19 protein-coding genes and 2 pseudogenes are annotated in these 25,965 nt (G+C 40.8%); 5 read left to right on the top strand and 16 right to left on the bottom strand.

Annotation, left to right across the window (positions count from 1 at the left end; all coding sequences use genetic code 11):
• Positions 1-78 precede the first annotated feature (78 nt).
• Together HQQ94_RS16265 and HQQ94_RS16270 are read right to left on the bottom strand one after the other, a co-directional pair.
• Positions 79-4,254, bottom strand: a complete 4,176-nt coding sequence (locus HQQ94_RS16265) for a hypothetical protein (RefSeq protein WP_173295395.1) — start codon at positions 4,252-4,254, stop codon at positions 79-81.
• 1 nt (position 4,255) lies between these two features.
• Positions 4,256-5,248 (bottom strand): OmpA family protein, encoded by a 993-nt coding sequence (locus HQQ94_RS16270; protein WP_173295397.1) that lies wholly within the window; start codon positions 5,246-5,248, stop codon positions 4,256-4,258.
• 1,273 nt (positions 5,249-6,521) lie between these two features.
• On the opposite strand from HQQ94_RS16270, the pseudogene HQQ94_RS23125 reads away from it, so the two are divergent.
• Positions 6,522-6,761: pseudogene (locus HQQ94_RS23125) on the top strand (methyl-accepting chemotaxis protein); the annotation flags it as partial.
• 63 nt (positions 6,762-6,824) lie between these two features.
• Positions 6,825-7,214: a CZB domain-containing protein gene (locus tag HQQ94_RS23130; RefSeq protein ID WP_375335722.1), complete on the top strand. Its 390-nt coding sequence runs from the start codon at positions 6,825-6,827 to the stop codon at positions 7,212-7,214.
• Positions 7,215-7,781: 567 nt separating this feature from the next.
• On the opposite strand, the gene HQQ94_RS16280 is transcribed toward HQQ94_RS23130, so the two are convergent.
• Positions 7,782-8,981 (bottom strand): GAF domain-containing sensor histidine kinase, encoded by a 1,200-nt coding sequence (locus HQQ94_RS16280; protein ID WP_173295399.1) that lies wholly within the window; start codon positions 8,979-8,981, stop codon positions 7,782-7,784.
• A 211-nt stretch (positions 8,982-9,192) separates the two neighbouring features.
• Here HQQ94_RS16280 and HQQ94_RS16285 point away from each other — a divergent pair, with 211 nt between their 5' ends.
• Positions 9,193-9,951, top strand: a complete 759-nt coding sequence (locus HQQ94_RS16285; protein ID WP_173295400.1) for an ABC transporter substrate-binding protein — start codon at positions 9,193-9,195, stop codon at positions 9,949-9,951.
• A gap of 592 nt (positions 9,952-10,543) precedes the next feature.
• On the opposite strand, the gene HQQ94_RS16290 is transcribed toward HQQ94_RS16285, so the two are convergent.
• Both HQQ94_RS16290 and HQQ94_RS16295 read right to left on the bottom strand, forming a co-directional pair.
• Positions 10,544-11,077 carry a hypothetical protein gene (locus tag HQQ94_RS16290; RefSeq protein WP_173295401.1) on the bottom strand — a complete coding sequence of 178 codons (534 nt, stop codon included), beginning with the start codon at positions 11,075-11,077 and terminating at the stop codon, positions 10,544-10,546.
• A gap of 741 nt (positions 11,078-11,818) precedes the next feature.
• Positions 11,819-12,853 (bottom strand): annotated as a pseudogene (locus HQQ94_RS16295) (IS110 family transposase).
• A gap of 316 nt (positions 12,854-13,169) precedes the next feature.
• Between HQQ94_RS16295 and HQQ94_RS16300 the strand changes: the two are divergent.
• Positions 13,170-13,340 carry an acetyltransferase gene (locus HQQ94_RS16300; protein WP_173295402.1) on the top strand — a complete coding sequence of 57 codons (171 nt, stop codon included), beginning with the start codon at positions 13,170-13,172 and terminating at the stop codon, positions 13,338-13,340.
• 42 nt (positions 13,341-13,382) lie between these two features.
• Here the strand turns inward: HQQ94_RS16300 and HQQ94_RS16305 are convergent, their stop codons facing one another.
• From HQQ94_RS16305 to HQQ94_RS16340, 8 genes are all read right to left on the bottom strand, one after another.
• A complete protein-coding gene (locus tag HQQ94_RS16305; protein WP_173295403.1) occupies positions 13,383-14,270 on the bottom strand; it encodes a hypothetical protein in 888 nt (295 codons plus the stop codon).
• Positions 14,267-14,866, bottom strand: a complete 600-nt coding sequence (locus HQQ94_RS16310; protein ID WP_173295404.1) for a hypothetical protein — start codon at positions 14,864-14,866, stop codon at positions 14,267-14,269. The genes HQQ94_RS16305 and HQQ94_RS16310 overlap by 4 nt, the downstream gene beginning before the upstream one ends.
• Before the next feature lie 756 nt (positions 14,867-15,622).
• Positions 15,623-16,708 carry a 2-alkyl-3-oxoalkanoate reductase gene (gene oleD / locus HQQ94_RS16315; RefSeq protein ID WP_173295405.1) on the bottom strand — a complete coding sequence of 362 codons (1,086 nt, stop codon included), beginning with the start codon at positions 16,706-16,708 and terminating at the stop codon, positions 15,623-15,625.
• A 6-nt stretch (positions 16,709-16,714) separates the two neighbouring features.
• Positions 16,715-18,439 (bottom strand): olefin beta-lactone synthetase, encoded by a 1,725-nt coding sequence (gene oleC / locus HQQ94_RS16320; RefSeq protein ID WP_173295406.1) that lies wholly within the window; start codon positions 18,437-18,439, stop codon positions 16,715-16,717.
• A gap of 77 nt (positions 18,440-18,516) precedes the next feature.
• Positions 18,517-19,410, bottom strand: a complete 894-nt coding sequence (locus HQQ94_RS16325) for an alpha/beta fold hydrolase (protein WP_173295407.1) — start codon at positions 19,408-19,410, stop codon at positions 18,517-18,519.
• 117 nt (positions 19,411-19,527) lie between these two features.
• Positions 19,528-20,577, bottom strand: a complete 1,050-nt coding sequence (locus HQQ94_RS16330) for a 3-oxoacyl-ACP synthase III (protein ID WP_173295408.1) — start codon at positions 20,575-20,577, stop codon at positions 19,528-19,530.
• A 257-nt stretch (positions 20,578-20,834) separates the two neighbouring features.
• The gene (locus HQQ94_RS16335; RefSeq protein WP_173295409.1) at positions 20,835-22,055 is read right to left on the bottom strand and encodes a methyltransferase; all 1,221 of its coding nucleotides are present in this window, start codon (positions 22,053-22,055) and stop codon (positions 20,835-20,837) included.
• Positions 22,056-22,060: 5 nt separating this feature from the next.
• Positions 22,061-23,212, bottom strand: a complete 1,152-nt coding sequence (locus HQQ94_RS16340; protein WP_173295410.1) for a chemotaxis protein — start codon at positions 23,210-23,212, stop codon at positions 22,061-22,063.
• 390 nt (positions 23,213-23,602) lie between these two features.
• Here HQQ94_RS16340 and HQQ94_RS16345 point away from each other — a divergent pair, with 390 nt between their 5' ends.
• Positions 23,603-23,863, top strand: coding sequence for a DUF1289 domain-containing protein (locus HQQ94_RS16345; protein ID WP_173295411.1), 261 nt, complete (start codon positions 23,603-23,605; stop codon positions 23,861-23,863).
• A gap of 150 nt (positions 23,864-24,013) precedes the next feature.
• Here the strand turns inward: HQQ94_RS16345 and HQQ94_RS16350 are convergent, their stop codons facing one another.
• From HQQ94_RS16350 to ltrA, 3 genes are all read right to left on the bottom strand, one after another.
• A complete protein-coding gene (locus HQQ94_RS16350) occupies positions 24,014-24,376 on the bottom strand; it encodes a YajD family HNH nuclease (protein WP_173295412.1) in 363 nt (120 codons plus the stop codon).
• A gap of 142 nt (positions 24,377-24,518) precedes the next feature.
• Positions 24,519-24,974 carry a group II intron maturase-specific domain-containing protein gene (locus tag HQQ94_RS22640; RefSeq protein ID WP_309247252.1) on the bottom strand — a complete coding sequence of 152 codons (456 nt, stop codon included), beginning with the start codon at positions 24,972-24,974 and terminating at the stop codon, positions 24,519-24,521.
• A gap of 50 nt (positions 24,975-25,024) precedes the next feature.
• Positions 25,025-25,792, bottom strand: coding sequence for a group II intron reverse transcriptase/maturase (gene ltrA, locus HQQ94_RS22645; protein ID WP_254304081.1), 768 nt, complete (start codon positions 25,790-25,792; stop codon positions 25,025-25,027).
• Positions 25,793-25,965: the final 173 nt, after the last annotated feature.

The following is a 25,965-nucleotide window of genomic DNA, read 5'->3' on the forward strand; positions in this document are numbered from 1 at the left end:
TTAACCCTGATATTTCATCCTTACCGACCCGAACGAAATACTCAATAACTTACTATGGCCTCGCTGCTATTTATTAACTTAATTGTATATAATCTCACATACGTTTGACGAAGATGATGACGAACTTTGACCACCAGCACCATCACAATAAGTAGCACTCTGGGTCTCATGACATGTTAGTACCTGCGTAACCGTATTAAACCTAATATAACCTGAAATTCTAGTTATAACATTTTGTCCCAATATTGGGCCATTAGCACAACTATCGCTGGTCGGATCGGAAACGGCAGAAGATGTAACATTAGTCAAATTATCAATCTGATCTGAAGTTAGCGTTATAGAGCTTTTACCACCATATGGATCATTTATTACACCGTTCCCAAAACCTTCTGTTGCGTAAGATAAACTAAACTGATTATTATAATAAGTATCATTTCCACCGTATCTAGATGCGCTTATTGTCCCAGCACAATTGACCGAAGTTGACCCATCACCAGCCCCCCAAGGAGGTGTAGCGCCAGCCCTTACCCTTATAGATTTTATATTCGCTTCTGCAGAACACATCCCCTTACCAGGTTCTCTATTAATAGTTAACGTAGCATTTGCTTCTTCATCTTGCACTATTGTACTTGTTTTACCTCTACCAGTAATCGTAACGATATTCGTCCCCGCTGGAACGGCACTCGTATTAATCAATCCATCTGCATCAATCACAACTCCAGCCCCAGCAGGGGCCTCCCATTCTACATACTGATGATCATGGGTAGTGTATGCATTGACACCACCATTAAAGAAGAAAGTCATGTCGGCTTGAACCCATGTGCCAGCATCTACCTCAGCTTGTTCAAGACTGACTATTGAGTCTCCTTCATCGAGAATAGTCGTGGTTGCAATCAAAATAATGGTGTCTGTAATTGTTGGATAATCACTCACCGTAGCAGTCACTGTCACCGTCTCCCCTGCTATAAAACCATTTTCAAAAGTAACAGCGCCCGTTGTTACATCAATAGTCACATTATCTGTTGGCAGTACTGACCATCGCATAGACGCTGAATCATTACCAATCTCATCAGTGTCATGGAAAGAACCATCGGTATATTCCACCGTATAAAGAAGTTCAATAGGGATCCCTATTGGGAATGTCTGCCCATCAATCGCGCTATTAGACGATTTAACCGTAATATCATTTCCCTGAGCTGCCCCCGTATCAGGCACTGATTCAGACGCAACCAAAATAATCGTATCAGTAATTTCGATATTACTTTTAACCCGTGCTGTAACAGTCACTTTATCTCCTGCAGTAAACGCGCTATTAAATGTTAATGTCCCAGCACGTACATCTAGAGTCACATTCTCAGTTGGCAGCACAGACCATGCCATATACTCAGCATCATTGCCTATCTCATCAGTTGCATGCGAACTGCCATCAGTAAAATCAACAGTATAAAGAAGTTCAACAACGAGTCCCTTAGGAAATATCTGATTATCATCAGACTTACCATCAATACTTATATCATTGTCGGTATATGCGGTGACATCTGGTATAGCTGCACTTGCAACGACGATAATCGTATCGGTGATCGCACTATCATCTTTCGCTGTTGCCGTCACTGTCACTGATTGCCCGATGGGGAACCCCACATGAAAGGTTAATATCCCCGTATCGGGCTCAAGAGTCACATTTTCTGTAGGAAAAACAGACCACACCATATAGTCAGCGTCATTACTTATCTCATCTGTAGAATGGGAACGACCATCGGTATACTTGACAGTATAAAGAAGTTCAATAGCTAACCCAATTGGAAAAGCCTGATTATCTTTTGAATTATTATCAATACTGATGTCATCTGTCATGTCTGTATTTAAGTCGGGGATAGCGTCACTAGCAACGACCACTATCGTATCACTAATCGCACTGTTATTCTTCGCGGTTGCCGTCACCTTGACTGACTGCCCTACAGAAAAATTAGCGTTAAAAATAAGAGTGCCTGTTTGCACATCAAAAGTCACCTTATCTGCTGGGAAAACAGTCCAACGGATATAGTCTGCATCATTGCCGATATCATCAGTAGAATATGAGCTGCCATCCTCAAAATCAATCGTATAAACAAGGTCTATAGGCAAGCCTATTGGGAATGATTGATTATCAGCGGGGTTATCATTAATCGTGATGTCATCGCCCATGTCAGCATTAATATCCGGGATAGCTGCCTTAGCGATGACGATTATTGTATCGGTAATTGCACGATTGCTATTCACTGTTGCTGTAACGATCACAGACTCTCCAATCGGAAAGTTTACACCAAAGGTTAATATTCCCGTCTTGGGCTCAAGAGTCACGTTTTCTGCTGGTAACACTGTCCACGCCATGTAACCTGAATCATCACTGATATCGTCTGTAGAATGAGGTCTTCCATCTGTATAATCAACGCTGTAAACGAGCTGAATAGGAAAAGGCTTAGGAAATTCCTGATTATCTGCAGGGTTATGATTAATCGTGATGTCATCGGCCATGTTCGCGTTAACATCAGGTATCCCAGCCTTCGCAACGACCACTATCGTATCTGTAATTGCACTGTCACTGTTCACTGTCGCTGTCACGGTAACTGACTCTCCGACGGGAAAACCGGCATTAAACGTTAATATGCCTGTCTTTATATCCAGAGTGACATTGTCTGTTGGAGACACAACCCACGTCATATAGTCAGAGTCATCACCTATTTCATCAGTAGAATGTGAGCTCTTGTCGGTAAAATCCACCGTATAAACAAGATGAATAGGAAAACCCTCAGTGAACCTTTGATTATCTGCAGGGTTATCATTAATCGTGATGTCATCCACCATGTTTGCGTTAACATCCGGTATCCCTGCTTTAGCGACCACTACTATAGTATCGGTAATTGCACTATCACTGTTCATTGTCGCGGTCACTGTGACGGACTCTCCAACCGGAAAGCCTGTATTAAACGTTAATATGCCTGTTTTTATATCGAGGGTCACATTGTCTGTTGGCTGCACAGTCCATGTCATATAGTCAGAGTCATCGCCAATTTCATCAGTAGAATGCGAGCTTCCATCGATAAAATCAATGGTATAAATGAGATGAATGGGAAAGCCCAAAGAGAATATTTGATTATCCGCAGGATTATCATTAATAGTTATATCATCCGCCATATTCGCGTTGACATCCGGTATAGCTGCCTTAGCGACAACCATTATCGTGTCGGTGATGGCACTATCACTATTTGCTGTTGCCATCACGGTGACAGATCCTCCGACGGGAAAACCAGCATTGAATGTTAATATGCCTGTTTTTATATCAAGAGTCACATTATCTGTTGGAAACACAGTCCAGGTAATATAGTCAGAATCATTACCTATCTCATCGGTGGCATGGGAGCTTCCATCCGTAAAATCTATCGTGTAAATGAGGTGAATAGGAAAGCCCTCAGGAAAAGCTTGGTTATCCGCAGGGTTACCATTAATCGTAATATCATCCGCCATATTCGCGTTGACATCCGGTATGTTAGTCTTTGCAACGACCACTATAGTGTCGGTGATCCTATTATCATCATTGGCTGTCACCGTCACAGTCACGGACTCTCCGATGGGAAACTCTTCATCAAAGGTTAATATGCCACTCTTTGGATCAAGACTGACGTTCTGTGATGGGAAAACGGTCCAAGTTATATAATCAGAATCGTCGTCAACCTCATCAGAAGAATACAATTCACCATCTGTATACTTAAGAGTGTAAAGTAGATGAACCGGAAAAAGCGTCGGGAATAGTTGATTATCGGCAGGGTTACCATTAATCGTAATGTCATCAGTCATATTAGCGCTTATATCAGGATTATCATTGATAACAGTAACACTGACGTTTTTTTGAGTTATTTTACCATTGGATAAAATTGAGGCAAATACCTTCGCTTGGCCCGGATTAATTCCCGTTAACAGCCCTTTTTTATCGGTATTATTTATATTCACGTTCACTGAATCGACAGACCAATTCAAAGAAGCTGCATTGGTGACATCAATTATCTGATCCCCCTCAGCTCCTGCAATAATGGCTGTAGCTTGGTAAGCTATATCAAAACCTGAAGGGATAGAGGCATTAACAGGAGAGATGAGAAGTGCCTTTATATCAGCGTCAAAGTCAGCAGCATGATACTGAGAAGGCAAACCTTTATCTTCATTACACGCAATTAAAGTTAACGCTAAAAAAAACAATATTATTAATGGCTTAATATTCATTTTATTTCCCTAGTACTTCAGACCTAGTGTTAATCATCACTTTCGGTGATATTATAACTACGCGACGATTTTCAGCTCTGCCTTCCTTAGTATCATTAGAAGACACTGGCTCCATTTCGCCAAACCCTTTCACTGTGATCCGATTTAACTCAATGCCCGTCTGCATCATGATGACACTCGCTACCATTTCGGCACGTTTTTCTGATAGCATTTGGTTATCTTCAGCGCGGCCAACATTATCGGTATAACCTGAAATAATGACCTTGCTTTGCGGGTGATCTTGCAAGCGTTCGATAACTGCATGTAAGCTTTCTTGAAAGTCTATTGATAACTCATCACTGTTGGTCACAAACCTTACAACCACAGTCAATGGGCTCACAACTTTTGTCTCATTTTTAGCTTCAATAGCCTCAGGCTCGGATACAACGGCCAGTGGTATGAGCCCTGTTACTGTGGTCTCTTCGCTCCAACTAAATCGATAATCAATGCCTAAGCCGACGAAGTGAACATCGGTTCCACCAGTGTTAATATCACCGACATTATCAAAGAATTGATATTCAAGGCGCACACTCCAATGCTCTCCAAGACGATAATCAATACCAGTACCTAACATTAAAGATTGACCATTATCCCTTTCATCTATAGAGCCAAAAAATGGTTCATTGGCTTTTTTTTCTGTTTCCCAAAAAAAAGCGCCCCCCTTACCAAATAATATTAAATTTTCCGTTAACGCTAGATCTGCTTTTAAGCCAAGCTCAAAACCTTGAATTTCACTTTCATAATGAACCAATTGAGTACTGTCACCAATAGCAAAATAATCAGCAGAAGGGCCAGAAAAATTATCGTAACCACCTTCAATGGCAAGCCAGTCTAGAAGTTGATAACCAGAATATATCCCCCCACCGACATCGCTATGCTCACAAAGGAGATAATTGTCAGTACAAGGGTCTGCATATCCCACCCACCCCACTTTCCCCCCCGATATACCATTCATTTACCTGATTAGTTGCCTGAGCCATAGAAAAACTGTTTATTAAGATCATCACTATACAGACAGGAATAATTCTACACTTCATAAAAACTCCGTTACATTCGATGTCACATTTATGTATAGAGCAGCAAGCATTAAACGTCCACGTTATAATAAATTAAAAAAAACAACACTCTATAATGACCGAATATATAAGTAAGCGTTAATAATTGATTAAGATCTTCTCTAATCATCATTAGAGACCTGAATATGGACAGACATGAAAAAATAAGATTGTTATTGATTATGGCGAATACACAGCATTTACTAATCAAGGTTTAGATGGTGGTTTTTTCAAATCAGATGCTGCAGTCAAACATCAACTAGAGCAGCACTACTCATTTTTTATAGTGAAAACATCGAAATCACTTCGAAGAAAATATTGGCTAATAATGGCTCAATTATTCGTCCAATTTACGATTTTCACCGGAGGCTACCGTTTTCACCTCCTTGAATCGAGCGGCAATGAATTTACGTATGGTATGAGGCTAGTACAAGATAACCCGTTTAAATAATAGTCTTATGAAATATCGTATTGAGTTGAAAAAATAAGATACACAAGTAAGATCATTGGCGCATATAAAACTTTGTGCCTTGGAGCACATGTGAGTACTGAAATCATCAGTGGTTACTTATCTTGGCGTTGTTGACGTAGCGGCGAATGGTTAACACCTAATTAATGATGAGCAATGTCAAACCTGACTACGGACAGCCTTGACCAAAATCAAACTCTTTACTATTTTAAAGACATAGAGAAATGTACATGTCCTTTGACATTAGGATATTTTACTTTTCACATCCATATCATTAAGGAAGCACTTTGATCTTTGGTAATAAAAATAAAATTATTGAACTGAAACAAAAGATCAATATATTAGAACAAAAAAACTTAGATTTAAAACAGAAATCTGAATCATTATCGCAAGAAAATCAAAATCTTGCTGAAGATGCAGCCAACAATTTATCTCGATACAAAAACCAAGAAGATTTAAATAAATTATGGGTAGGCTCTGCTGATTTAGTCAATCAAATTCGTGAAGAACTGGCTTTGTCTTCGACTGAATTAGTGAGTCAAAGAGATCATTTTTTATCTTCAGACTCCTTATTCGCACAAATAACAGAAATGCTTGCAGCGACAGTCATATCAACATCAAAAATAAGTGAAGATACAAAAAAATCTGCAGATTCTATCGATAGTTTAAAAATTGCAACCTCTGGCATAAGTGATTTTGTTGCTATAATCAAAGGTATTTCCGATCAAACCAACTTATTAGCTTTAAACGCAGCAATTGAAGCCGCTCGAGCTGGCGAACAAGGACGTGGTTTTGCCGTCGTTGCTGACGAAGTTAGATCTTTAGCACAACGATCCTCGGATGCATCAAACGAAATTTCCACTTTAATAACACAGGTTAGCCAGCAAATGGAAGATGTTATTGCTGGTATTGGCCATGTCGGCATAAAGAGTAAAGAAATAAATACCAGTACAGCTTCTATTGAAAGCACTGCAAATCAAATTGTTGAGTTATCAAAACAAATGTTTATGGTTATTACTAGCTCAACATCGAATTCATTTCTACAGACTGTAAAATTAGACCATGTTGTGTGGAAATTTGATGTTTATCAGGTCATGTTAGGCATGTCGGATAAAGATATAGAAAGTTTTTCTGATCATACCATGTGTCGATTAGGTAAATGGTTTTACCAAGGAGAAGGAGTAGAAAAATATGCTCATTATAATTCATTTAAAGCAATGGAAACACCACATATAGAAGTACATAAAAATGGCATTGCAGCATTAGCTGCTTTCAATAACGGGGATACAGATAAAGCTGTACGCTTTTTAGGAGAAATGGAAAATGCCAGTATACATGTCATTAATTTACTTACAGCGCTCTCTAAAGAAATCTCTTATGAATTACCTCAAAATTAATCATTTGAACACCTTCTTCCTACCCGTTAACTAACATGATACTTGTAGAGCTGTATTATTATTTTTACCTGTTTTAGCTCTATTCGTATTGCCACCGTTTCTTTTGCAAATATTGGTACATTTTAAATGAGTGCTTTCGACACACATCTCCCTCTAAAATGGCTAGATACACAGTAAGGTCATTAGTCGTTGTAAGGCTAGAGAAGAATAACTAGGGTATAAATTCACGAAACCCATAACACTGTCTGTTTCTGCATCGATCGACAATTTATCATCTACCATTTCGATTAACCACAGTATTAAACTGGCCAAAAATCTAGCAATGACAACATGATTTTACTTATTATATAGTGGTCAAAGTATTAACTCGCGAAGAAAAAAGAGGCACTCTCAATCTTCACTTTCGTTAACCAATAATCCTGACACTGTGTGTGGGGGTAAAGTGTAGGAAGAGATCCCAACCTCAGGTTACTTTGATCAACAAGCGTACATTTTCCATGTAGATCTCCAAGAGAAATGCGACTGCGCGTGGCTTAATTTTATTTATTATAATCCGTTTATCAGGTTTTATGATTTCAGAGCGCTAGGCAAAGTGAGTATTAATTTGGCACCATCGACATAATCTTTGTCTAAGGCTAAGTTACCTTGCTGTTTACGTGCAAAATCGCCACATAAACTTAACCCTAAACCATGCCCTGATTCACCTTGAGTACCACACATACTCGCAACACAGTCACAAAAAAGCTCGTCTTTAATTTCTAACGGTATACCTTGTCCTGTATCTGTGATGATAAACTGAACCTTACCATCAATGGATACTGTTTCAATATAGATATGGCCCTGCTCTGGCGTGTATTTAACGGCGTTTGCCAATAAATTACGAATAATGGTTTTAGTTAAGTTAGCATCAGCCATAGCAACGATATCTTCATTGATACTGTGTTTAATATTGAGTTTTTTTAATGCAAAGCTTTCTTCCATTAAGTCCAAAGTTTCGATAATAAGTGGGTGCAGACTCATGGCTTTTACCTCCACCTGAACAGCCCCTAATTGATTACGGGACCATTGTAAAATTTCGTCTAATAATTGATACACTTTTAATGATGCCTCTAAAATACCATCCGCCATTTGAGCTAAACGTTCAGGATTAAGTGTGTCTGCTTTTTTATATAGCATTTTTGATAAACCCAAAATGCCGTTAAAAGGGGAACGTAAATCATGAGACATAACGGCAAATATCTGTTGTTGATCTTTTTGCATCCGCTGTAAGTGACGATTATGCAGCCTCAATTCTAATTGACTGATCACTTGCTTTGCTAGAATATTTAATGCCAATTGTTGTTTTTCATCCAATTTTTTAGGCACGGTATCAATCACACATAGTGTGCCAATGGGCATGCCGCTTGTACTCACTAGAGGGGCTCCAGCATAAAAGCGAATATCAGGCCCTCCTAAAACGAGAGGATTATCAGCAAAGCGTTCATCTTCTAATGCGTCAGGTACTTCAAATACCTGATCTTGCAAAATAGCATGGGAACAAAAAGCGATTTCCCTTGGCGTTTCGGGAGCATCGATACCGACACGGGATTTAAACCACTGACGATCTTTATCAACAAGGGAGATAAGAGAAATAGATGTACCGCAAATAGCACTGGCAAGCTGAGTCAATTCATCTAAGGCTTTTTCGTCTTCAGTATCTAATACTTCATAACGCAGTAACTCTTCTATACGTTGTGTTTCTTGAGGATGTAGATCTGCACTTATCATAATGCTCAAATTCTTAAGATTAATTAACTAAGCTTAGACGAAATCAACTATCAATACAGGCGAGTAACAAATTTAAGCCGTTAAAGCGCATTGATACCCCATATTGCTTGAATCCAACATAAAGTAAGACATTAAATAAAGTGAATAACCTTTCCGGTCTCCTCTTTTGCACTAAACTAATATTACTTTACAAAAAAAATTGAGTGTTTGCATGAGAATTACATTATTGATCAAAACCTTATTTTTAGCTGGTGTCGGTGTCTTAGCGACTCCATTAACAACGGCTGCTGAACTTGATCAACTCAATTTCATCACAGAATCTTACCCTCCTTATAATTTCGAAAGCAACGGAGAGATAAAAGGCATTGCGGTTGATTTACTTCTGGCTGCAGCTAAACAGTCTTCATCCTCACTTAGCGCAAAAAAAATCAGCCTTCTACCATGGCCCAAAGCTTATAAAATGGCAAGAATGGGACCAGAGATCGTCTTGTTTTCAATCACTAGAACTGACGAGAGAGAAGATAAATTTAGCTGGGTCGGCCCCATCATGCCTACGCGCATAATTTTGCTCGCTAAAAAAAGTGATTCAATTGTCATCAATTCACCCGATGATATGAATAAGTACACCATTGGCGCTATACCTAATGACATTGGTGAACTACTGGTTAAAGAAAGCGGCGTTAAAAGCTCAGATATCACACATATTGCCACCGCAGAGTCACTAGCAAAAATGCTCGCCACAGACGGAATAAAACTATGGGCATATGAAGAGAACGTCGCACGCTGGATCATAAAACAAGCAGGTCTAGACAATAATGATTTCGAGTCCGTTTACACCTTAAAAGACAGTGAACTTTATTATGCCTTCAGCAAAGATGTCGATAAAAGTATTCAAGAAGTCCTGCAGAAATCCATCGACGATGTTAAAGCATCAGGTCTGTTCGATAAAATAAAAGCGGACTATCTATAAACCTGATCACCTAGCATTTAACTTACGCCAAGCGTGCCTCCGACCTTGAAAAATACCGCCACTAATGGTGGTGGTTGTAAGAGATGCACTAAGGGAGATGAATTATCAGGAAATGATTCCATTCTTAGTAATGAGAATACCCAAAGTTAATTAACAATGACCGTCTGATTGATGACGGCATTCAGGCTTTTCTCGATACCATTAATGTCGCGTTTCAGGCAATAACGTCGAATGTTACACGGCACATACCGATACGCAAGAATGCGCCTGATTCAACTCAAAGCCGATTATCATATAATCGGCTTAATCCTGAGTCGATTCGGCATCGATAAGAATTCTTCGAGATGAAGTCATCATCGCTGCAAGCTAAAACTTGTAAGCCCGCCTCTTACTTTAACAAGAAAATCAGCACTATCGCTTAAAGCGAAAAGAGTCCGTCAATAAACACGTGACGATAGGCAATAGCTAACAGCAGCAATTATTGTGGGTGGCACTGTTATTATGTTCTAGAACACGGCATGTACGACTTTTTCCTAACCAGTTAACTAAAACGGTAAACTATTGCCGTTAAGATCAATTGCTACTTTGAAACCTATTGCTCAAGTTTTTTCCGTTGTTGCTCATTTATTTCTATAAAATCTTTTAACATTTGTTCTTTTTGTTGCTGTAATAGCTCTATTTGTTCCGCTTTTTGTTCCTGACTCAAATTTTTATCATTTGCTATTTCTGCAATTTTTGCTTCAATCTCTTCTAGTTTTTTTCTGTCGATACCAGTGTGTTTATCTAAAATCGCTTGCATCGCATCTTGTAGAGAATAACGCTCTTTTGATCCAGACTTGCTCTCATCGGTTGATGAAGTCGCCTCCTTATTAACAGTTTCATGCTGGTCATACTGACGAATTTTATCTGAAGCCAACTGTCCATAAGTATTAGCGGTCTGCAATGTCACAGTCTCTTGGCTACGCTTTGCCGCAGAAGACAGTGTCACGGTATCCTGATGACAATTATCAAGTTCATTCATTGTCACTCGAGATGGATTGGGTTGCTGAGCTGCTGATGCACCCACATTATTCTCTGTTTTAACTACTACCCCTAAATATCTAATATCGTTATTAAGTAGTATCATTTTACAAAGTCTTCCTTGATTATATAATTTTCTGCCACCTTCTTATTGCAGAGCAATTATTGAGCCAAAAACAAACATTTACAAGGCCACTCATTCTTATTTCTCTTTATTAAGGAGCAACAGATCTTTCAGATTCTATATCCTGCAACTCTACATCATTTACGCCTTATTGACTTCATATTGATGAGTGGTGCCTAGATATGGCTATTAAGACCTAAAATATGTACTCTACAGCTCAGAATTAAACAGCTGAAATACCGAACTTAAGCTCTGTTACCATTTGAATCTAAAGATTATTGTTTTACGTAATAGAGCTGAAAGGGTTAACCAAGCCATATATGGACGCTCCCGGTTAGTCAAGCTAATACCTGCCTAACCAAGGTATTTTTAACCTCAGTTATCTACTTTCCTGCTACTAATCTCGTTGTCATTTGATGTGACTCTTTTCCGCTAAAAGCGGTTGTACTGCCATATATACGGGCTTAACAAGTCTTTTTTAAAAGGAAATGCGCCCCAAATGAAATCCGTACCCTTGCGCCTGTTAAAATTTAAACACCCATACGGATTATGTTTACTGCATATCCTTGGCCTGTTCTGGCTGACATTGGTTGGACTGAGCCATTACTTCATCGTTTACCACAACCTTGATTAGTTTTTAATGTGCTACCTTGCCGCTCTTATCACCCAGACGGGCTAAAAACCCTTGGCCTGACCGAGCTTGGCAAGATAGCTACAACACTTTTAACATGTGCCATGATAGCCACCATATTGAGCCTCATATGGGCTCTGTTTTTGAAGTAAAATCCATATCAGTCTTGCCAAACGATGTGCTGTTGCCACAACGGTACAGCATATGCTTTTTCGACCCCTCAGCTGATTTATCCACATGTTTAAATCATCTTGTTTTTTACTCGCATGACTGACGACTGTCCTTGCTCCATGGATCAATTGTTTACGTAAATAGCAATTACCTCTCTTGCTGATCTTACCGTTGACACTCTTATTACCTGAAGCAAATTGTTTCAGGGGTTAACCCTAGCCACACTGCGAGCTCTTTTTGGGCTGTTAAAGGCTTGGCCACCACCAATTGAGGCTGCAAATGCCGAAGCGATGATTGGCCCAACACCAGGGATTGTTAATAAAATTCTCCCATTAGGATCTCGCTTAACAATTTGCTTTATCAATGAGTTAATTCGATCAAGGCGCTGGTTGAGCGTTTGATATTCATCCCAAAAGTCATTGGCCATTAATTTTATCATTGGTCGCTGATGCTCATCACTCATAATTTCCCACATGGCTCTTTCAAATGCGCTGTAGCCTTGAGGAAAACTGAGGCCAAAATCAACAAATACACCTCGAACTTGGTTAGTACAGGCCGTTTTTTTGTTTAACAAGGCGCTCTCTGATCCGGTGAAGCATTAATACTTCTTGCTGTTCCTCCGTTTTCACAGGTACAAAACGGATGTGAGGTCTGAAACTCGCTTCAAAAATAGCTAATACATCGTTTTTATCGTTCTTATTACCTCGAACAAATGGGGTCACATGTTGTGCTGGTATTAATTTAACGTTGTGCCCCATGGCAAGGAATTTCCGCCCCCAATAATGAGCTGAATAGCACGCTTCAAATATGACATCGCAAGCGGGTTGCTGCAGCATGAACTCAGCCAGTTGGGCTCGATTAAGCCGTTTATTGAAGACTGACTTTGCATGCTCATCCATACCAAGTACTTGGAAGACATTCTTTGCAAGATCGATAGCAATAGTGGTAACTTTCATAGTGGACGCTCCTTAATGTAACTGAATGGTGAAACATCAGTTTGGCGCATTGACGCCGAATTAGGGAGCGTCCATCTAATCACCCATAGTTAAAATAAGATAGATCCCTCCTTTATCACCTACAAAAAAAGATATGTCCCGACTTTCTCTACAACAAAGGCTCACTTCCTCATTTAGGAAATAACAACGACGTCAACGTTATTGGCCGGGCAAGTTTTCTGCTGCAATCCAAATTTTCCGCAAAACGCGGTGTATATTTTATTCTCGTATTTCGTAGTATACTCATCTTTAAAATTAGTTTTATGGGATATTTGATATGAATGCAAAAATAGAATCTTATGGAGTGGAGGCCGTTAACAGACCTAAAGTTAAAGCCACAAAGAAACTTGATCTTTCAGGGGTTCATGGCCAACAAATAATCAAGTCTGAAACCAAGTTAGCTTTAAGAACCCATCGAAAGACATTCGAAAAACTGGCTGATATGTAATTGAAGAGGTATAGTTAATTTGGCCACTACGCTGCAGAATTATCATTTAATTGAAATGCTTTCTAGTGTTTTAAATTGCTCATTGGATAATTTACCTTTTTCGAAGGACTTTCTCAGAAACTTTAACTCCTCTTTATATACTAACACCGACTCGTTATCGCTATTTTCTTCTAGTATTTTTTTTATGTTCATATTTAGGGTAACCATAAGATCAAGATCATTGGTCTCCACACCAGATACCCCGTTTTGTTGCGCCCATTCGTTTAATCTGACGTTAGCGAGTGTAATCGTGAGACCACTATACTTATTAGCTTTAGAAGATTCATTTGAGTTGACAGCTTCAAACGAATAATCTTGGAAAATTTTTCTCATCTTGATGGCACTAAAAGAACCCGCGGGCTTTTTAAGTAATGAAGTCATCTTGTCTGTATATTGATCAATCGTAATCGATGCTTGACCATTGAGTATAGAAGCTGCACTCTCCCCGAAAACATAATTAACGTCTGAGTTGAATTTTAAAGCAATCAAGGTTTTTTCTATAAAAGTTGCCGAAGCAGGTTTCGGTGTCACTTCACAGTGGAAAATCCTCACCTTCGCTGGCGTCATCCTTCCAAATTCGTTAGGTGCTTGTATGGCAATCTCATAATGGCTGGATAAAGGACTGTTTCTTTCACAGTTATTTACTATGCAAGTCATTTCGCCATTATCATCGGATATTCCTTCACACTCTAAATCCGAAGAGTGACCTCTTCCTATCGGCTTTATTTCCAAAAGCTTGGCACCCGGTAACGGCGTAGTTGAATCATTTTCCACGTACAGTCTTAAGGTATTAACCTTGAATATGGTTGGGTCTACAGTGCCCTCATTGGCATTAACACAATTTATTAAACCTGTACAACAAACAAGTATCAATAAAACTGAAACTCTCATAATTTAGCCCTTATTAGTACAATTGAGATATATAGAACAACGACTAAAATAAGGACAAACACAAATCGCCTAGTAGAACTTGCGCCTACTAAAATGTTAAACCAGGTACTCTCTTCTACACGACAGGTTTGAGTGACAGTATCTGTTGGAAACTTCACAAAAGCACTGACCAATGTATTATCAACAATACTATTTTTTTCTACATATGCGCGAAACGAATAGAGTAAATTCTTTCTAAATGGCTTCAAAGAAACACTGATATTCTTTGTAGCATCGCCTACGGGGGTTTGTGGGGTGTTGGGATGCAATGAGCGGTTATTACTAGACAATTCATGTATATATTTTAACTGAGTGAAAACGGCTCTATCTGATGAAATTACTAGGTCGGCCGATTCTGGTGGATTGCCCTGCACAAAAAGGTTAATAGTGTAAAACTCTTTATTCTTGTCAGTGGTCAAACTTCCCATGTCAACAATGATAGAGCAGGTTTCAAACCAATCGTCAATGATGCTTTTAACCGACTTTTCGCTAGCAGTTAAAAATGGAAATAATATCGCTAACAAACCGATACCGATAATTCTGCAAAAGGTTTTCATGCAAGAAATTCCACTTAATCAACTGTTAATCCAGTATAGAAAGTTTTTCAGCTACAAAGCAAATGCAAGACAACAAACTAATTAGCCCTCAATTTATATGCTACAGACCTCAGTTCCTAGCATGTAACGGTACTGTCAACTTATCTGAACTCGGCAAAAAAGAGTGACGAAAGACAGGACAGGCATATTTTTTATCTTTTCTGCAATCCCGTCACATTCAGCCTAGAAATGCACCTACCGCCTTTGATTCTTACATATACAAAAACCTTGGATCAATATCAACATATGCTTGTAGTTAGAATATGTCCATAAGCCTTATGGACTGTCTTGGACTTCTTGTGTCAGGATGGTTAGAGGGTTTGCTAGATAAATAACCAATAAAGCCAAATCGAAGAGACACGTTTACTTGAAACCATCAGGTGTAAGTGAAATCGAGGACTTCTATTTCAGGGCGAAGTTTTACAAAATAAAACTCTCTGAGCGAGAGATTATGGATATCGAACTGGCACTTTAACAGGGAAGTTGTTTGAAATAGTAGAGCGCCCATGGATGGATTTACAGCGTGCCGAGAGAGCACTTGCACATCAGCACGCTGCAAGCGATAGCTCCCTATGAAGGTACGGCTTTCACATTCCACCCAACACTCAATAAATCTAACCAACAAACATAAAATGTACTATTTTGAAAGATATGGACTTCATTCAAAAGCAATAATCCCCTTGGCAAAAAGTTAGCATTGCTAAGATCTAACCTGAACTATTTGTGATTATTAAGATACTTTTTAAGCTCAACCATACCTTGATCAATACTCATGATAGGTGAATAACCGAAATCTTTTTTCGCCGCTGATATATCAAAGTAATGGCTGGTTGATAGCTGTCTGGCAACAAACCGAGTCATCATCGGCTCCTGCTTTATGTTCAACTGACCATACAGTGTTTCAAGCACAACGCCAACGGCATAGGCAAGGCCAACAGGCACACGTTTAGTCACTTTAGGCATATCCACACAGGCTAAGATTTTATTGAGCATTTCGGCCATCGTGATCGGCTCATCATTACTGAGATAATAGGCCTTACCAGCAGCCAATGAGACTGGCTTAAACAACTCCACTGCCGCCAGAATATGAGCATATGCTGCATTGCCGACGTAGATGGTATCAACCAGTTTATCCTGTTTTCCCACCAACTTGAGTCTGCCCGCTTTAGCACGCTCTATCACTCGTGGAACCAAGTGAGGATCTTCTGGCCCCCAAATAAGGTGCGGCCTTAGCGCAACCGTTTTTAACACACTCGTGTTGGCCTCGATCACTAGACGTTCAGCTATCGCTTTGGATTCACCATAAAAATTGAGATACTTATCCGCATAAGGGGCACTTTCATCGATACCGGACTCGTCCGTTCCAGCAAAGGTCACACTGGGCGTACTGGTGTACACAAGATTGGTGATCGTTAACTGCTGACATGCCCAGATAATATTTGCCGCTCCCTCAACATTTGGGGCAAAGTAACTGTGTTTACTGCCCCAAACTCCGGCTTTAGAGGCCACGTGAAATACCAGATCACAGTCCGTCATCGCCACTAACACTGATGCTTTATTGGCGATATCACCCTGAACCATATTGACGCCCATGGCCCTAAGCTCTGGATAATCGCCACGAGCAAAGCCGGTCACTTCAATCCCCACTGCCAATAAACGCTGACAAATAGCCTTACCCAGAAAACCGCCTGCTCCGGTGACAAAAGCACGATTAGCTTTGGTTTTTAGCCGCCTTAACGCCGCTTGCTCTAAGGGAGCAAAAGCCAATATATCTGAAGCAGATGACTTAGATGTTGCCGACATGAGCGGTTATTCCTTATGCTTATCTTGTGCCCACACCGCCAGTTTTTCACGGAATATTTTGGCATTATGACGAATATCGACAGGGAAACTAGGATGGATCAAAAAACGGCTAATGCCTTTTGTTTGGGCATACTTTTCAGCGAGTTGATTCAACTCAGCATACAAGCTGGCACCTGTGGAACACGCCAATGATTGAGCCAGTTCAATGCACAAAAGCGGCACCGTCGCACCGTTAACTCTTATTCCGACAAGGGCTGAGCGCTTTACTTGAGGATGGGTATTAAAAATACGTTCACAAGGGATAGAAAAATAGCGTTCAGGGCAATTCAGTGCCCCAGCACTCGCATCAACTCGATGCGCTTTGCGTCCGCACATCCATAACTGTCCCTCATGGTCGAGATAACCGACATCCCCCATACGATGACGCACCTCATCACCATCAGCTATTTTAGCTTGCTCGGTGGCACTGTCTCTTTGATAATAACGGCGACTCACCATCGACCCCTTAACCACGATTTCACCAATCTCACCCATGGGTAATCTTAATGACTCATCCCAGCATGTAATAGGCGCTTCATTGATCTCAATGATGGCAATATCAACCCCTGCGATGGCTTGCCCAACACAAATACCTCCGCCATTATCGGTAATATTGGTGGTGTCAAACAGTGCCTGACTAGCAACCTTACTTAATGGTAAAGACTCGGTCGCGCCATAGGAATTGAGCACCTCAACTCCCTCAGTTAGCATCTGGCTAAAATGTTTAATCGAGGCGATAGTTGCAGGCGCCCCAGCTGAAATCACCCGTCTAATACTGGGTAATCGATGGCAATGACTCTCTGTCACTCCACATTGACCTAGCCTCTCAATCAAGGCTGGATTAACAAACATATTAGTACATTGATACTTATCGATAGCGGCAAATAAATGCTCAGGATTAGCCGTGATCGGCTTACTGGCATCCATATCAGGAATAATAGAAGCCATGGCTAACGCTGGGCCAAACAGAGAAAACAACGGAAACGTCGCTAAATCACGTTCACCGGGCTCAATACCATAATCATGTTTAAGTGCGGCTATCTGAGCTTCAAACATTTGATGTGAATAAACCACCCCTTTAGGCGTTCCGGTGCTACCACTGGTAAATAAGATGGCAGACATCTCATCTTTGTCTAACCAAGCCATATCATATGGCTCATTTGAAGTATGTTGTTGCAAAGCCTCTAGGGTCACCCCACCCCATAAGCTCTTATTGTTTATGCTTCCCCCCCCAACCGTTACCAGAAAATTCACGCTATCTTGGCCCCAGCCAAACAGTTTTCTGGCTAAATGTGCCTTAGGGATCCCGATAAAAGCATCCGGTTGAGACTCTATAAAGCACTGCTTTAAATTACGTACACCCATACCTGGATCGACCAATATTGGTATGACACCAGCTTTAAACAAGGCAAAGGTTAGGGTAAAAAAATCCACACTCGGTGTGACCATCAATACCGCTTTCATGCCTTTTTTGATCCCATAAGCATTTAACCCATGGGCAAGTTGGTCACTTTTACGATGTAACTCAGTAAAATTGAGTTCTTGATAGGTAAATTTTTTAGCCGAAAAAAATGAACGAGAGACGTGTTGTACAGCAACGGCGAGTTGCTCAGGAAAAGCATCAGATGCTGTGATTAAGTGACGACAAAGGTTGAAGCCAGTCAGAGGATTGAGTGCTGTAGAGTGGAGCATAATGAGTGACCTTACAGGTTTTTTACAATGAAAAAGCGGATCTTGTTGATCCGCAAAACCCTGTTCAAACGACTAGGCTAACAATCAGTGCCAAGCATTTCGTTAACCATAAAGTCACGAATGTGACCTACCACCTCATGACTTGCATCTTCCAGAATATAATGACCACAGTCGGTAAATTCATGGACGCTTGCATGTGGCATCTCGACTTTCCACTGGGCTAAGAAGTGCTTGTCAAAAACAAAATCTTTGAGGCCCCAACAAATAAGGGTCGGTACATGCGCAAATTTAGGCAAGCTTGAGGCTATTTCAGACACTAAAGCATAATTTCTATCTGTAGGTTTAAGCGGAATATCTTGCACAAATCTCAAGGTAGAAATGCGGTTTGCCCAAGAGTTAAATGGTGCAACATAAGCTTTTCTAATCTCAGGAGACATAGGCTGGCGCTTTACCCCAACATAAGAAGCAATTGATGAAAAAGCGTTAAAACCACGAACAAGCGCTGTTCCTAGCAAAGTATTACGGCAAATCCACAGCGGCCAAGGGAAAGGTTTTGACTCTGGTAGATGAAATGCTCCGGTATTCAACACCACCAAGCGTTTAATTCTATCAGGGTAACGGGCTGCGTATCCCATGCCAATCATTCCCCCCCAATCATGGATAACTAAGGTGATATTTTCTTTTACATTGAGGTGATCGAGTAAGGCTTCAAGATCGTCAATACGATTCTTTAAGGTGTAATCATAATCACAGTCATCTGGCTTATCTGACAAGCCACAGCCGATATGATCAGGCACAATACACTGATGGTCGCCGCTCAGTGCTGTCACTACATTACGGTAGTAAAAAGACCAGCTTGGATTACCATGAACCATGACGACAGGCTCACCTAGCCCTTCATTGACATATTGTAGTTTATGACCATTTCTATCAAGATAATTTCGTTTGAAGGGAAATAGAGTGTCTAACATGACGCTTCCTAAATATTCTTATCATAATGCCTCCATATTGAGGCACCATTTTATCGATCGATGAGGTTAAAAAGCGCTAATACTCTTTAACCTGAAATGAGGTAACTTGGGGATAGCTTACCACTTTATCCCAAGCATCATGCAGTTTAAGCCACTGCCAATACCGAGAAAGCTCACTTGATCACCTTTGTTAAGAAAACCTTGATCGTGTGCCATGGCGGCCGTGACAGGCAAAGACGCAGTCCCCATATTACCGAGTAACTGATAAGTGGGAAATTCTTTCTCTTGAGGGATATTCAAGGCGCTAAGCACCTGACGACGATTCGACGCCCCCACTTGATGACAGATAACCTTGTCGACTTGCTCAACGACCCAATCACGTTGCTCCAGGAAGTGACTCCAAGTATGGCGCGCAAGTTCAACCCCCTCTTTAAGTAAGGTCACACCGTCAGTACGCATAAACTCACGATAAAAATTGAGGCCAGCTTCCTGTAACCCCCACTGACAAAGATTATGATGCTCTGGCGCAGAAAGGTGACTTGCCCCTAAGAGCTGATGTTGACGCTCACTTTTCAAAGGTAAGCTGCCATCGGTTATCAACACGGCAACCGCACCTGACCCTCCTGTTAAGGTCGCCAGCGACTGAGCATAATTCTGCATCGTTTGATCGGCCAACATGTTATCGATAGTAATATCAACAATATGACGAGCCGATTCACATGACACAACCAAGCCCGCTTTAATTTGCCCCAATTCGATACGATTCGCGATATCTAAAATACCTGATAACACCCCTAAACAGGCGTTACTAATGTCGTAAATAGCCGTATCTTTAGACACACCAAGTTCAGCAGCAATACGGCATGCAGTAGCAGGTTCATGTTGATCTCGACAGACACCAGTATACACCACAGCACCAAGATCGCTGACTTCAATACCGGTTTCATCAATGACCTTATAGGCCGCAGCCAATGCCCCATCAGACAGCCTGTGACCTTTAGGCCACCAGCGACGCTCATGGATCCCTGTTAATGCAGCCAATTGACCCATTGGGATACGAAATTTTTTATATAGCGGTGCCAATCGAGATTCTAAATCGGAGGTAGACACGACTTCAGGTGCCAGTTCATACGCCAGGCTGTTTATAAAGACTCGGGAATATTTCATGAAACAGTAATATTTCGCTCACTATGTTGGTGTAAAAACAAACAACATTTATTGTTTTGAGTGTTAACATGACATTTGAGCAAGAAAAAGCGAATCATTCAATAGAAAATCGCTTTGAGTTTGCTATATTTCCTCAATTAACCTTAACCTAATCCCAATCATCAAGACGTTTATTGCATCGCCACACAAAAATCAGCATGATTAACCTTTAAAAACAAATGCTTAAATACAAACGTTTGTATCAACCATAATTTAGCTCACTTTTTAGCCTGGATCAGTGAATTTCTGGGTGTTATCCCACTTTCACAAAACTGCACTAGATTTACCTGATAGTCTTGCTCTTCTAAAAAACACACTCTGTCGAGCAACAACCAATATTCCAATACACCACGAAACAGATGAGCGACAAGATCTATCCTCTGAGTTAATCTTTGCCGTTCGATACCCAAATTAAGAAAATAATTGAAATCTATATTTGAAGGTAAATTAACGCCCTTCTGTCCGGCTGCCCATAAGCAAAAAGTGGCAAAGTCATCATTCAATTGGCTAAGTTTCATAGAAGGAATAGGCAAGTAATCACTTATTCCTCTGACTTTACGCTGCAAACAATCAAACCCTAAACGCCAGGCTACCTGTTTATGCCTTAGCGCCAATTGTTTACTATTGACTATCGCGCTTTGCTGTAAAGGTAATTGCAGATCATGGCGCGTTAATCTCAATTGGCTTCTCATGCCTTCAAGTGACATAGCTTGGTACTCTTGAGCTTGGATCAAATGGTAGCAACAAGGAGATATCGCAATATCTCGCGTCCCAGCGTTAGCGGCCAAACGCAATAAACACACGTGTAAATCACCGCATGCATGTAAGGCAACCGCTTGTTGTTCCACTTTAAGCTCATTGTGTTGTGCATCGAAAGCATTTACACAAATAAACCTCTGTGGAAGTTGCCACTGTTGTGCAAGTTTTTCGCCCGCTTCACACAAAGATTGCTGCCACTCAACACTCACGACTGGCCTCGCTTGTGCTTTGGCAATTAATCGTCCTAGATGCCCTTTACCCGCACACCATTCTAGGACTTCATTATCACTCACATTCATTTGCTGCGTAAAAGCGGTGATCTGTGCCCATTTTCGCCCCTTGATCCCCGCACTAAAATGCGCGGTATCTTTTGCCTCCATCAAAAAAACGGACTCATTAGAAGGTTTAGGAAGTTCAATATCAAGCAAGGCTAATGGCCAATTCTCACCCATACCAGCTAAATCTGCTTTCAGTGCTGGCAGCAAACAGGTGAGTAAATTGCCTTGCAATCTGTCCAGCTCATCAAGCGAACTGTCGGCAAGTGACCACACAAGCTCAGCCAAATGAGGAAAGTTTTTAGCCCAAGGCAATGCGTCACAACCGAATGCCTTCACTTGCCACAGCTCACGGCTTTGTACTAATAAGGTATCTAACTGCAAAAATAACGCACTGTGAGACATAATATTTACCTTGACATTCGCTTGCCCAAGAAAAGCCCTAATCCCAATGGTGCAAAAAAGACGACCAGTAAAAAGAGCACAAAGTATAAGGTTAAACTCTTAACCGTTTGCGTTAGCTCTTGAAATACCACTTCAACCGTATGCTGAGAAATGTCATCTAAATTGGCGGCAGCAGCAAGACGTTCACGGGCCACCATATCCTCTAATGCAAGTCGCTCATTCTTTACCATTAATTCTAACGCCTGACGTTCACGTGATAATTGGGCTAACTTATCATCGCTTGAATCACTCAATTGTTGCAGTAATGGACTTAATTCACGGCGCATATCAACAGCTAAACTTTGCATCATTTCAGGACTTTGGGCCATCAGCTCACGAAACCTTGAAGAAGTATCACTGATGCTCATTAACGTCTTCTGAATTTCTTCAGCATTAATATTAGAATGAAGTGCATATAGCTCGGTCTTCCACCCTAATATTTTAGGAAGCTGTTCGGCTATCATTGCCATACGATCAGAAATATCACTCATCACTTCAGGCACTGAACCAAAAGTTGTGACGGCTTCAAACTCATTAATGCCGCTGAAGGTTAACCAATCATTAAATGCCGAATGACGACTGAAGGTCATTTCAGTAAGCGGATTGAGCTGCACATATTCCTCGATAAATTCTCGATTTTTGGTTAAGTCATCCGCTTTAATAAAACCTTCAATGGTATGCTCAAATTGCAGCTGTAAATCTTTGCTGGCCTCAATCACTAATGCTTGCTGAGTACCGAATAAATCTTTACCCGCACCAGAACCATAAAACTCTACCATCTGCGCAGTCAATGCCCACGTGTCAATCATAGCTGCTACTGGAGAAGCTTGAAAAATAGTGCGTTGCAGTGCTTGTTCTGAGTAAATTTTCCACATGATGGCATTTGATTGAAGAAAAACAGAGTCTTCTTTACTCTGACTCAATAACATCACTTGATCAGCGGTTTTCTCAACGATACTGTAAAAAGAACGACTAAAATTGCGACTAAAAACACGCATGTTTAATTGTTCTTGGGGAAGAGGTTCTATCCCACTCTCTAACTTCACTTCTAACAAAGAACATGATGTGCCCAACAAGCACAACAATGCCGCAACACTTAATCGTGTCAATACTTTCATACTGTCTCCAATGACACTTCATAATCCATTGAAAAGTGTGTCTGTACATAATAAAACCCTCGTTAAGTTTACCACTATTTACCGATACCAAAGCGATTTTTAATGTGCTAGCTTTTTTTTATTTTAGATTGAATGCTCAACTATCTAAAAAAACACTCTTGGGGCAAGGCATGACAAACTGTGACCTATTTTGTTCGTGATAAAATAGTCAATGGTGGTTGCATGGTCTATTTTGTGCAAAGTCATTATCGAGAGTCGTACTGGGGCCTTGAACTACTGTCACTTCTCGACACTCTTAACCCAGCATCTTAGGGGAGTTTAGCTATATACTTGAACACTGAAAGAAAGAAGATTAACATCGCCACATAAAAAATGAATGATAGGCATAAAATGATTCAATCTCCTTGTATTGCTAAATGTGGTCTCAATGATGATGACATGTGTATGGGTTGCTATCGTAATCTCGATGAAATCGTCGCTTGGAGTCGCGCAGATGATGTGTTTAAAACTAATGTTTGGCAGTTAATTCCACAACGAAAACACGCCTTAGGTTACGGTGAGAATAAGCACATCATTAGTCGAAAAAAATGGCTAATAGTCAGTGATAAGATAGATCAAAATCTCAACCAACATGTCAAAGAAACTAAATAATCAGACATTCATTACCCGGCGTTTAAGTTAAATAATCACTAGACTCATAACATCATGTGATGACTTTACTTTAGCCTCCTGGCTTGACATTAATCCTCACTGCCTTATCAAGGTATTATTTAGCTTCAAAATCTGACGAGCCACATTCAATTACTTTTTCATCATACCTTTAAGATCAGCAAACGGATTATACGTCGCAGCCTTCATCGTGACTTCTTTGGTTGCACCGTATTGAATCAACTCTTCAAATTTAGAGTGCTCATTATCATGACAATATAAACAAAGCAGTTCCCAGTTAGTGCCGTCTGATGGGTTATTATCGTGATTATGATCTCTATGGTGCACAGTAAGCTCACGTAAATTAGCGTGAGTAAACTCACGGGTACAGCGGCCACAAACCCACGGATAGAGCTTTAATGCTTGTTCACGGTATCCTGTTTCACGCTTAGCTTTATATTCTCTGGCTTCTGCCAACACTTTGTCTAATTTACTTTGTCCTTGGCTTGCTGACATAAGGTTCATCTCTACTTATTATATGGAATCTGTTCATTTTACCGCAACATAGCAATAATTGATATCGAGTAGGGTGAGGCGTTACCGCCTCATCCCTCTCACAGAACCGTACGTACGGACCTCGTATACGGCTCCTGCATACTTAACTCAGCTTTGCGCTGAACACATATCCCGTTTTTACATGTCCAAGATTCACTAACCCTGAGCTATCAAACCATTTATTGGGCAGCGCATAGTTTGCTAACGGAATCAGTGAGTTACGCCAACTGTTCATCTTGATTGATTTAAACGGGGGCTTATACCCCATCTGCTTCAACCGTCTGTGAAGTCGCTGTGGCGTTTTCCACAGCTTCAGTTGGACGCTCCTCAACCTACGCCTTAGCCAGCTTGCTATTTTCTCGAACTCCCTATTCGCATTCGCTATCCGAAAATACTGACTGAACCCTCTTAAAATAGGATTCACCGCTTTGATCACTTCGCTTAATCGCTTACCACCATTGCGCTTTGTCATCTGTTTTAGCTTCGATTTAAACCCTGCTAGTTTCTTCGGCTCGATACGTGTGTATCGACTACCTATCTCCACTCCTAAAAACTTCACACCTTCATTGCTGTCTGCTATGTGGGTTTTACGCGAGTTTACCTCAAGCTTTAACTCGACTTCCAGTATCTTCTTCGCCTGCTTGAGTGCATTTTCTGCCCCCTGCTCGGCTGCGACATAAAAATCAAGATATCGTCTGCGTAGCGCACTATTCTGTGACCCCGTTTTTTCATCTCTTGATCAAACGCATCCAGATAGATATTCGCTATCAGTGGGCTTATTACACCACCTTGCGGACTCCCTACTTCTGTCGCTTGCTTGTGCCCATCTACCATCACACCACTTTTCAAAAACTGAACGAGCAGCTTTAGCACGCTACCATCACTAACTTGCTTTTCGATGCTTGATAAGATTAGCCCGTGGTCTAATTTATCGAAACACTTTGACAAGTCCATATCCACTACATGTTTAAGCTCGTACCGACGCATAAACAATGTCGCTTTGTTGATCGCATCGTGACAACTTCGCCTTGGCCTATAGCCGTAGCTTGACGGGTGAAATTGCTCTTCAAAGATGGGGCTAAGTAGATCGTTTAGGGGTTGTTGAACGACTCTATCCCTAATAGTTGGAATACCAAGCAATCTCACGCCGCCATCCTCTTTGGGGATCTCAACCCGCCTGACTGGCTGAGCTTGATATTGCTTAGTGCTGAGTTCATGAAGAAGTTGATCGAGGTTATCACTCAGATTTGAGGCGAAGTCGCTTAGGCTCTGCCTGTCTATGCCGGCCGCGCCTTTGGCTTTCCACACTCTTCTAAATCCTTTATACAGCTTCTCTTTACTCAGAAGTTGCCCGTATAAACTGTGATAAACTCGCATATTCCTCACATGTGTGCTGTATGGGGACGGATATGACTTCCTCAAAGTCGGTCTATTTCACTTTGTTGCTTAGCGTTCTAGCGCAATGGCAATCTACTAAACAGTGACAAAACTACTCCCTTGTACAGTTTCTTAAGCCAGAGCCTTACTCCTAAGGTGACCAGTTCAAAAAG

The sequence above is a fragment of the Shewanella sp. VB17 genome (assembly GCF_013248905.1).
Classification (GTDB): domain Bacteria; phylum Pseudomonadota; class Gammaproteobacteria; order Enterobacterales; family Shewanellaceae; genus Shewanella.

Bases quoted from the DNA above. Each gene is read 5' to 3' on its own strand.
- HQQ94_RS16335 (WP_173295409.1), bottom strand. From the start codon at position 22,055: ATGTCTCACAGTGCGTTATTTTTGCAGTTAGATACCTTATTAGTACAA.
- HQQ94_RS16270 (WP_173295397.1), bottom strand. From the start codon at position 5,248: ATGAATGGTATATCGGGGGGGAAAGTGGGGTGGGTGGGATATGCAGAC.
- HQQ94_RS16325 (WP_173295407.1), bottom strand. From the start codon at position 19,410: ATGTTAGACACTCTATTTCCCTTCAAACGAAATTATCTTGATAGAAAT.
- HQQ94_RS16290 (WP_173295401.1), bottom strand. From the start codon at position 11,077: ATGATACTACTTAATAACGATATTAGATATTTAGGGGTAGTAGTTAAA.
- HQQ94_RS16345 (WP_173295411.1), top strand. From the start codon at position 23,603: ATGATTCAATCTCCTTGTATTGCTAAATGTGGTCTCAATGATGATGAC.
- HQQ94_RS16350 (WP_173295412.1), bottom strand. From the start codon at position 24,376: ATGTCAGCAAGCCAAGGACAAAGTAAATTAGACAAAGTGTTGGCAGAA.
- ltrA (WP_254304081.1), bottom strand. From the start codon at position 25,792: ATGCGAGTTTATCACAGTTTATACGGGCAACTTCTGAGTAAAGAGAAG.
- HQQ94_RS16265 (WP_173295395.1), bottom strand. From the start codon at position 4,254: ATGAATATTAAGCCATTAATAATATTGTTTTTTTTAGCGTTAACTTTA.
- HQQ94_RS16300 (WP_173295402.1), top strand. From the start codon at position 13,170: ATGAATGCAAAAATAGAATCTTATGGAGTGGAGGCCGTTAACAGACCT.
- HQQ94_RS16310 (WP_173295404.1), bottom strand. From the start codon at position 14,866: ATGAAAACCTTTTGCAGAATTATCGGTATCGGTTTGTTAGCGATATTA.
- oleD (WP_173295405.1), bottom strand. From the start codon at position 16,708: ATGTCGGCAACATCTAAGTCATCTGCTTCAGATATATTGGCTTTTGCT.
- HQQ94_RS16280 (WP_173295399.1), bottom strand. From the start codon at position 8,981: ATGATAAGTGCAGATCTACATCCTCAAGAAACACAACGTATAGAAGAG.
- HQQ94_RS16330 (WP_173295408.1), bottom strand. From the start codon at position 20,577: ATGAAATATTCCCGAGTCTTTATAAACAGCCTGGCGTATGAACTGGCA.
- oleC (WP_173295406.1), bottom strand. From the start codon at position 18,439: ATGCTCCACTCTACAGCACTCAATCCTCTGACTGGCTTCAACCTTTGT.
- HQQ94_RS23130 (WP_375335722.1), top strand. From the start codon at position 6,825: ATGGTTATTACTAGCTCAACATCGAATTCATTTCTACAGACTGTAAAA.
- HQQ94_RS16340 (WP_173295410.1), bottom strand. From the start codon at position 23,212: ATGAAAGTATTGACACGATTAAGTGTTGCGGCATTGTTGTGCTTGTTG.
- HQQ94_RS16285 (WP_173295400.1), top strand. From the start codon at position 9,193: ATGAGAATTACATTATTGATCAAAACCTTATTTTTAGCTGGTGTCGGT.
- HQQ94_RS16305 (WP_173295403.1), bottom strand. From the start codon at position 14,270: ATGAGAGTTTCAGTTTTATTGATACTTGTTTGTTGTACAGGTTTAATA.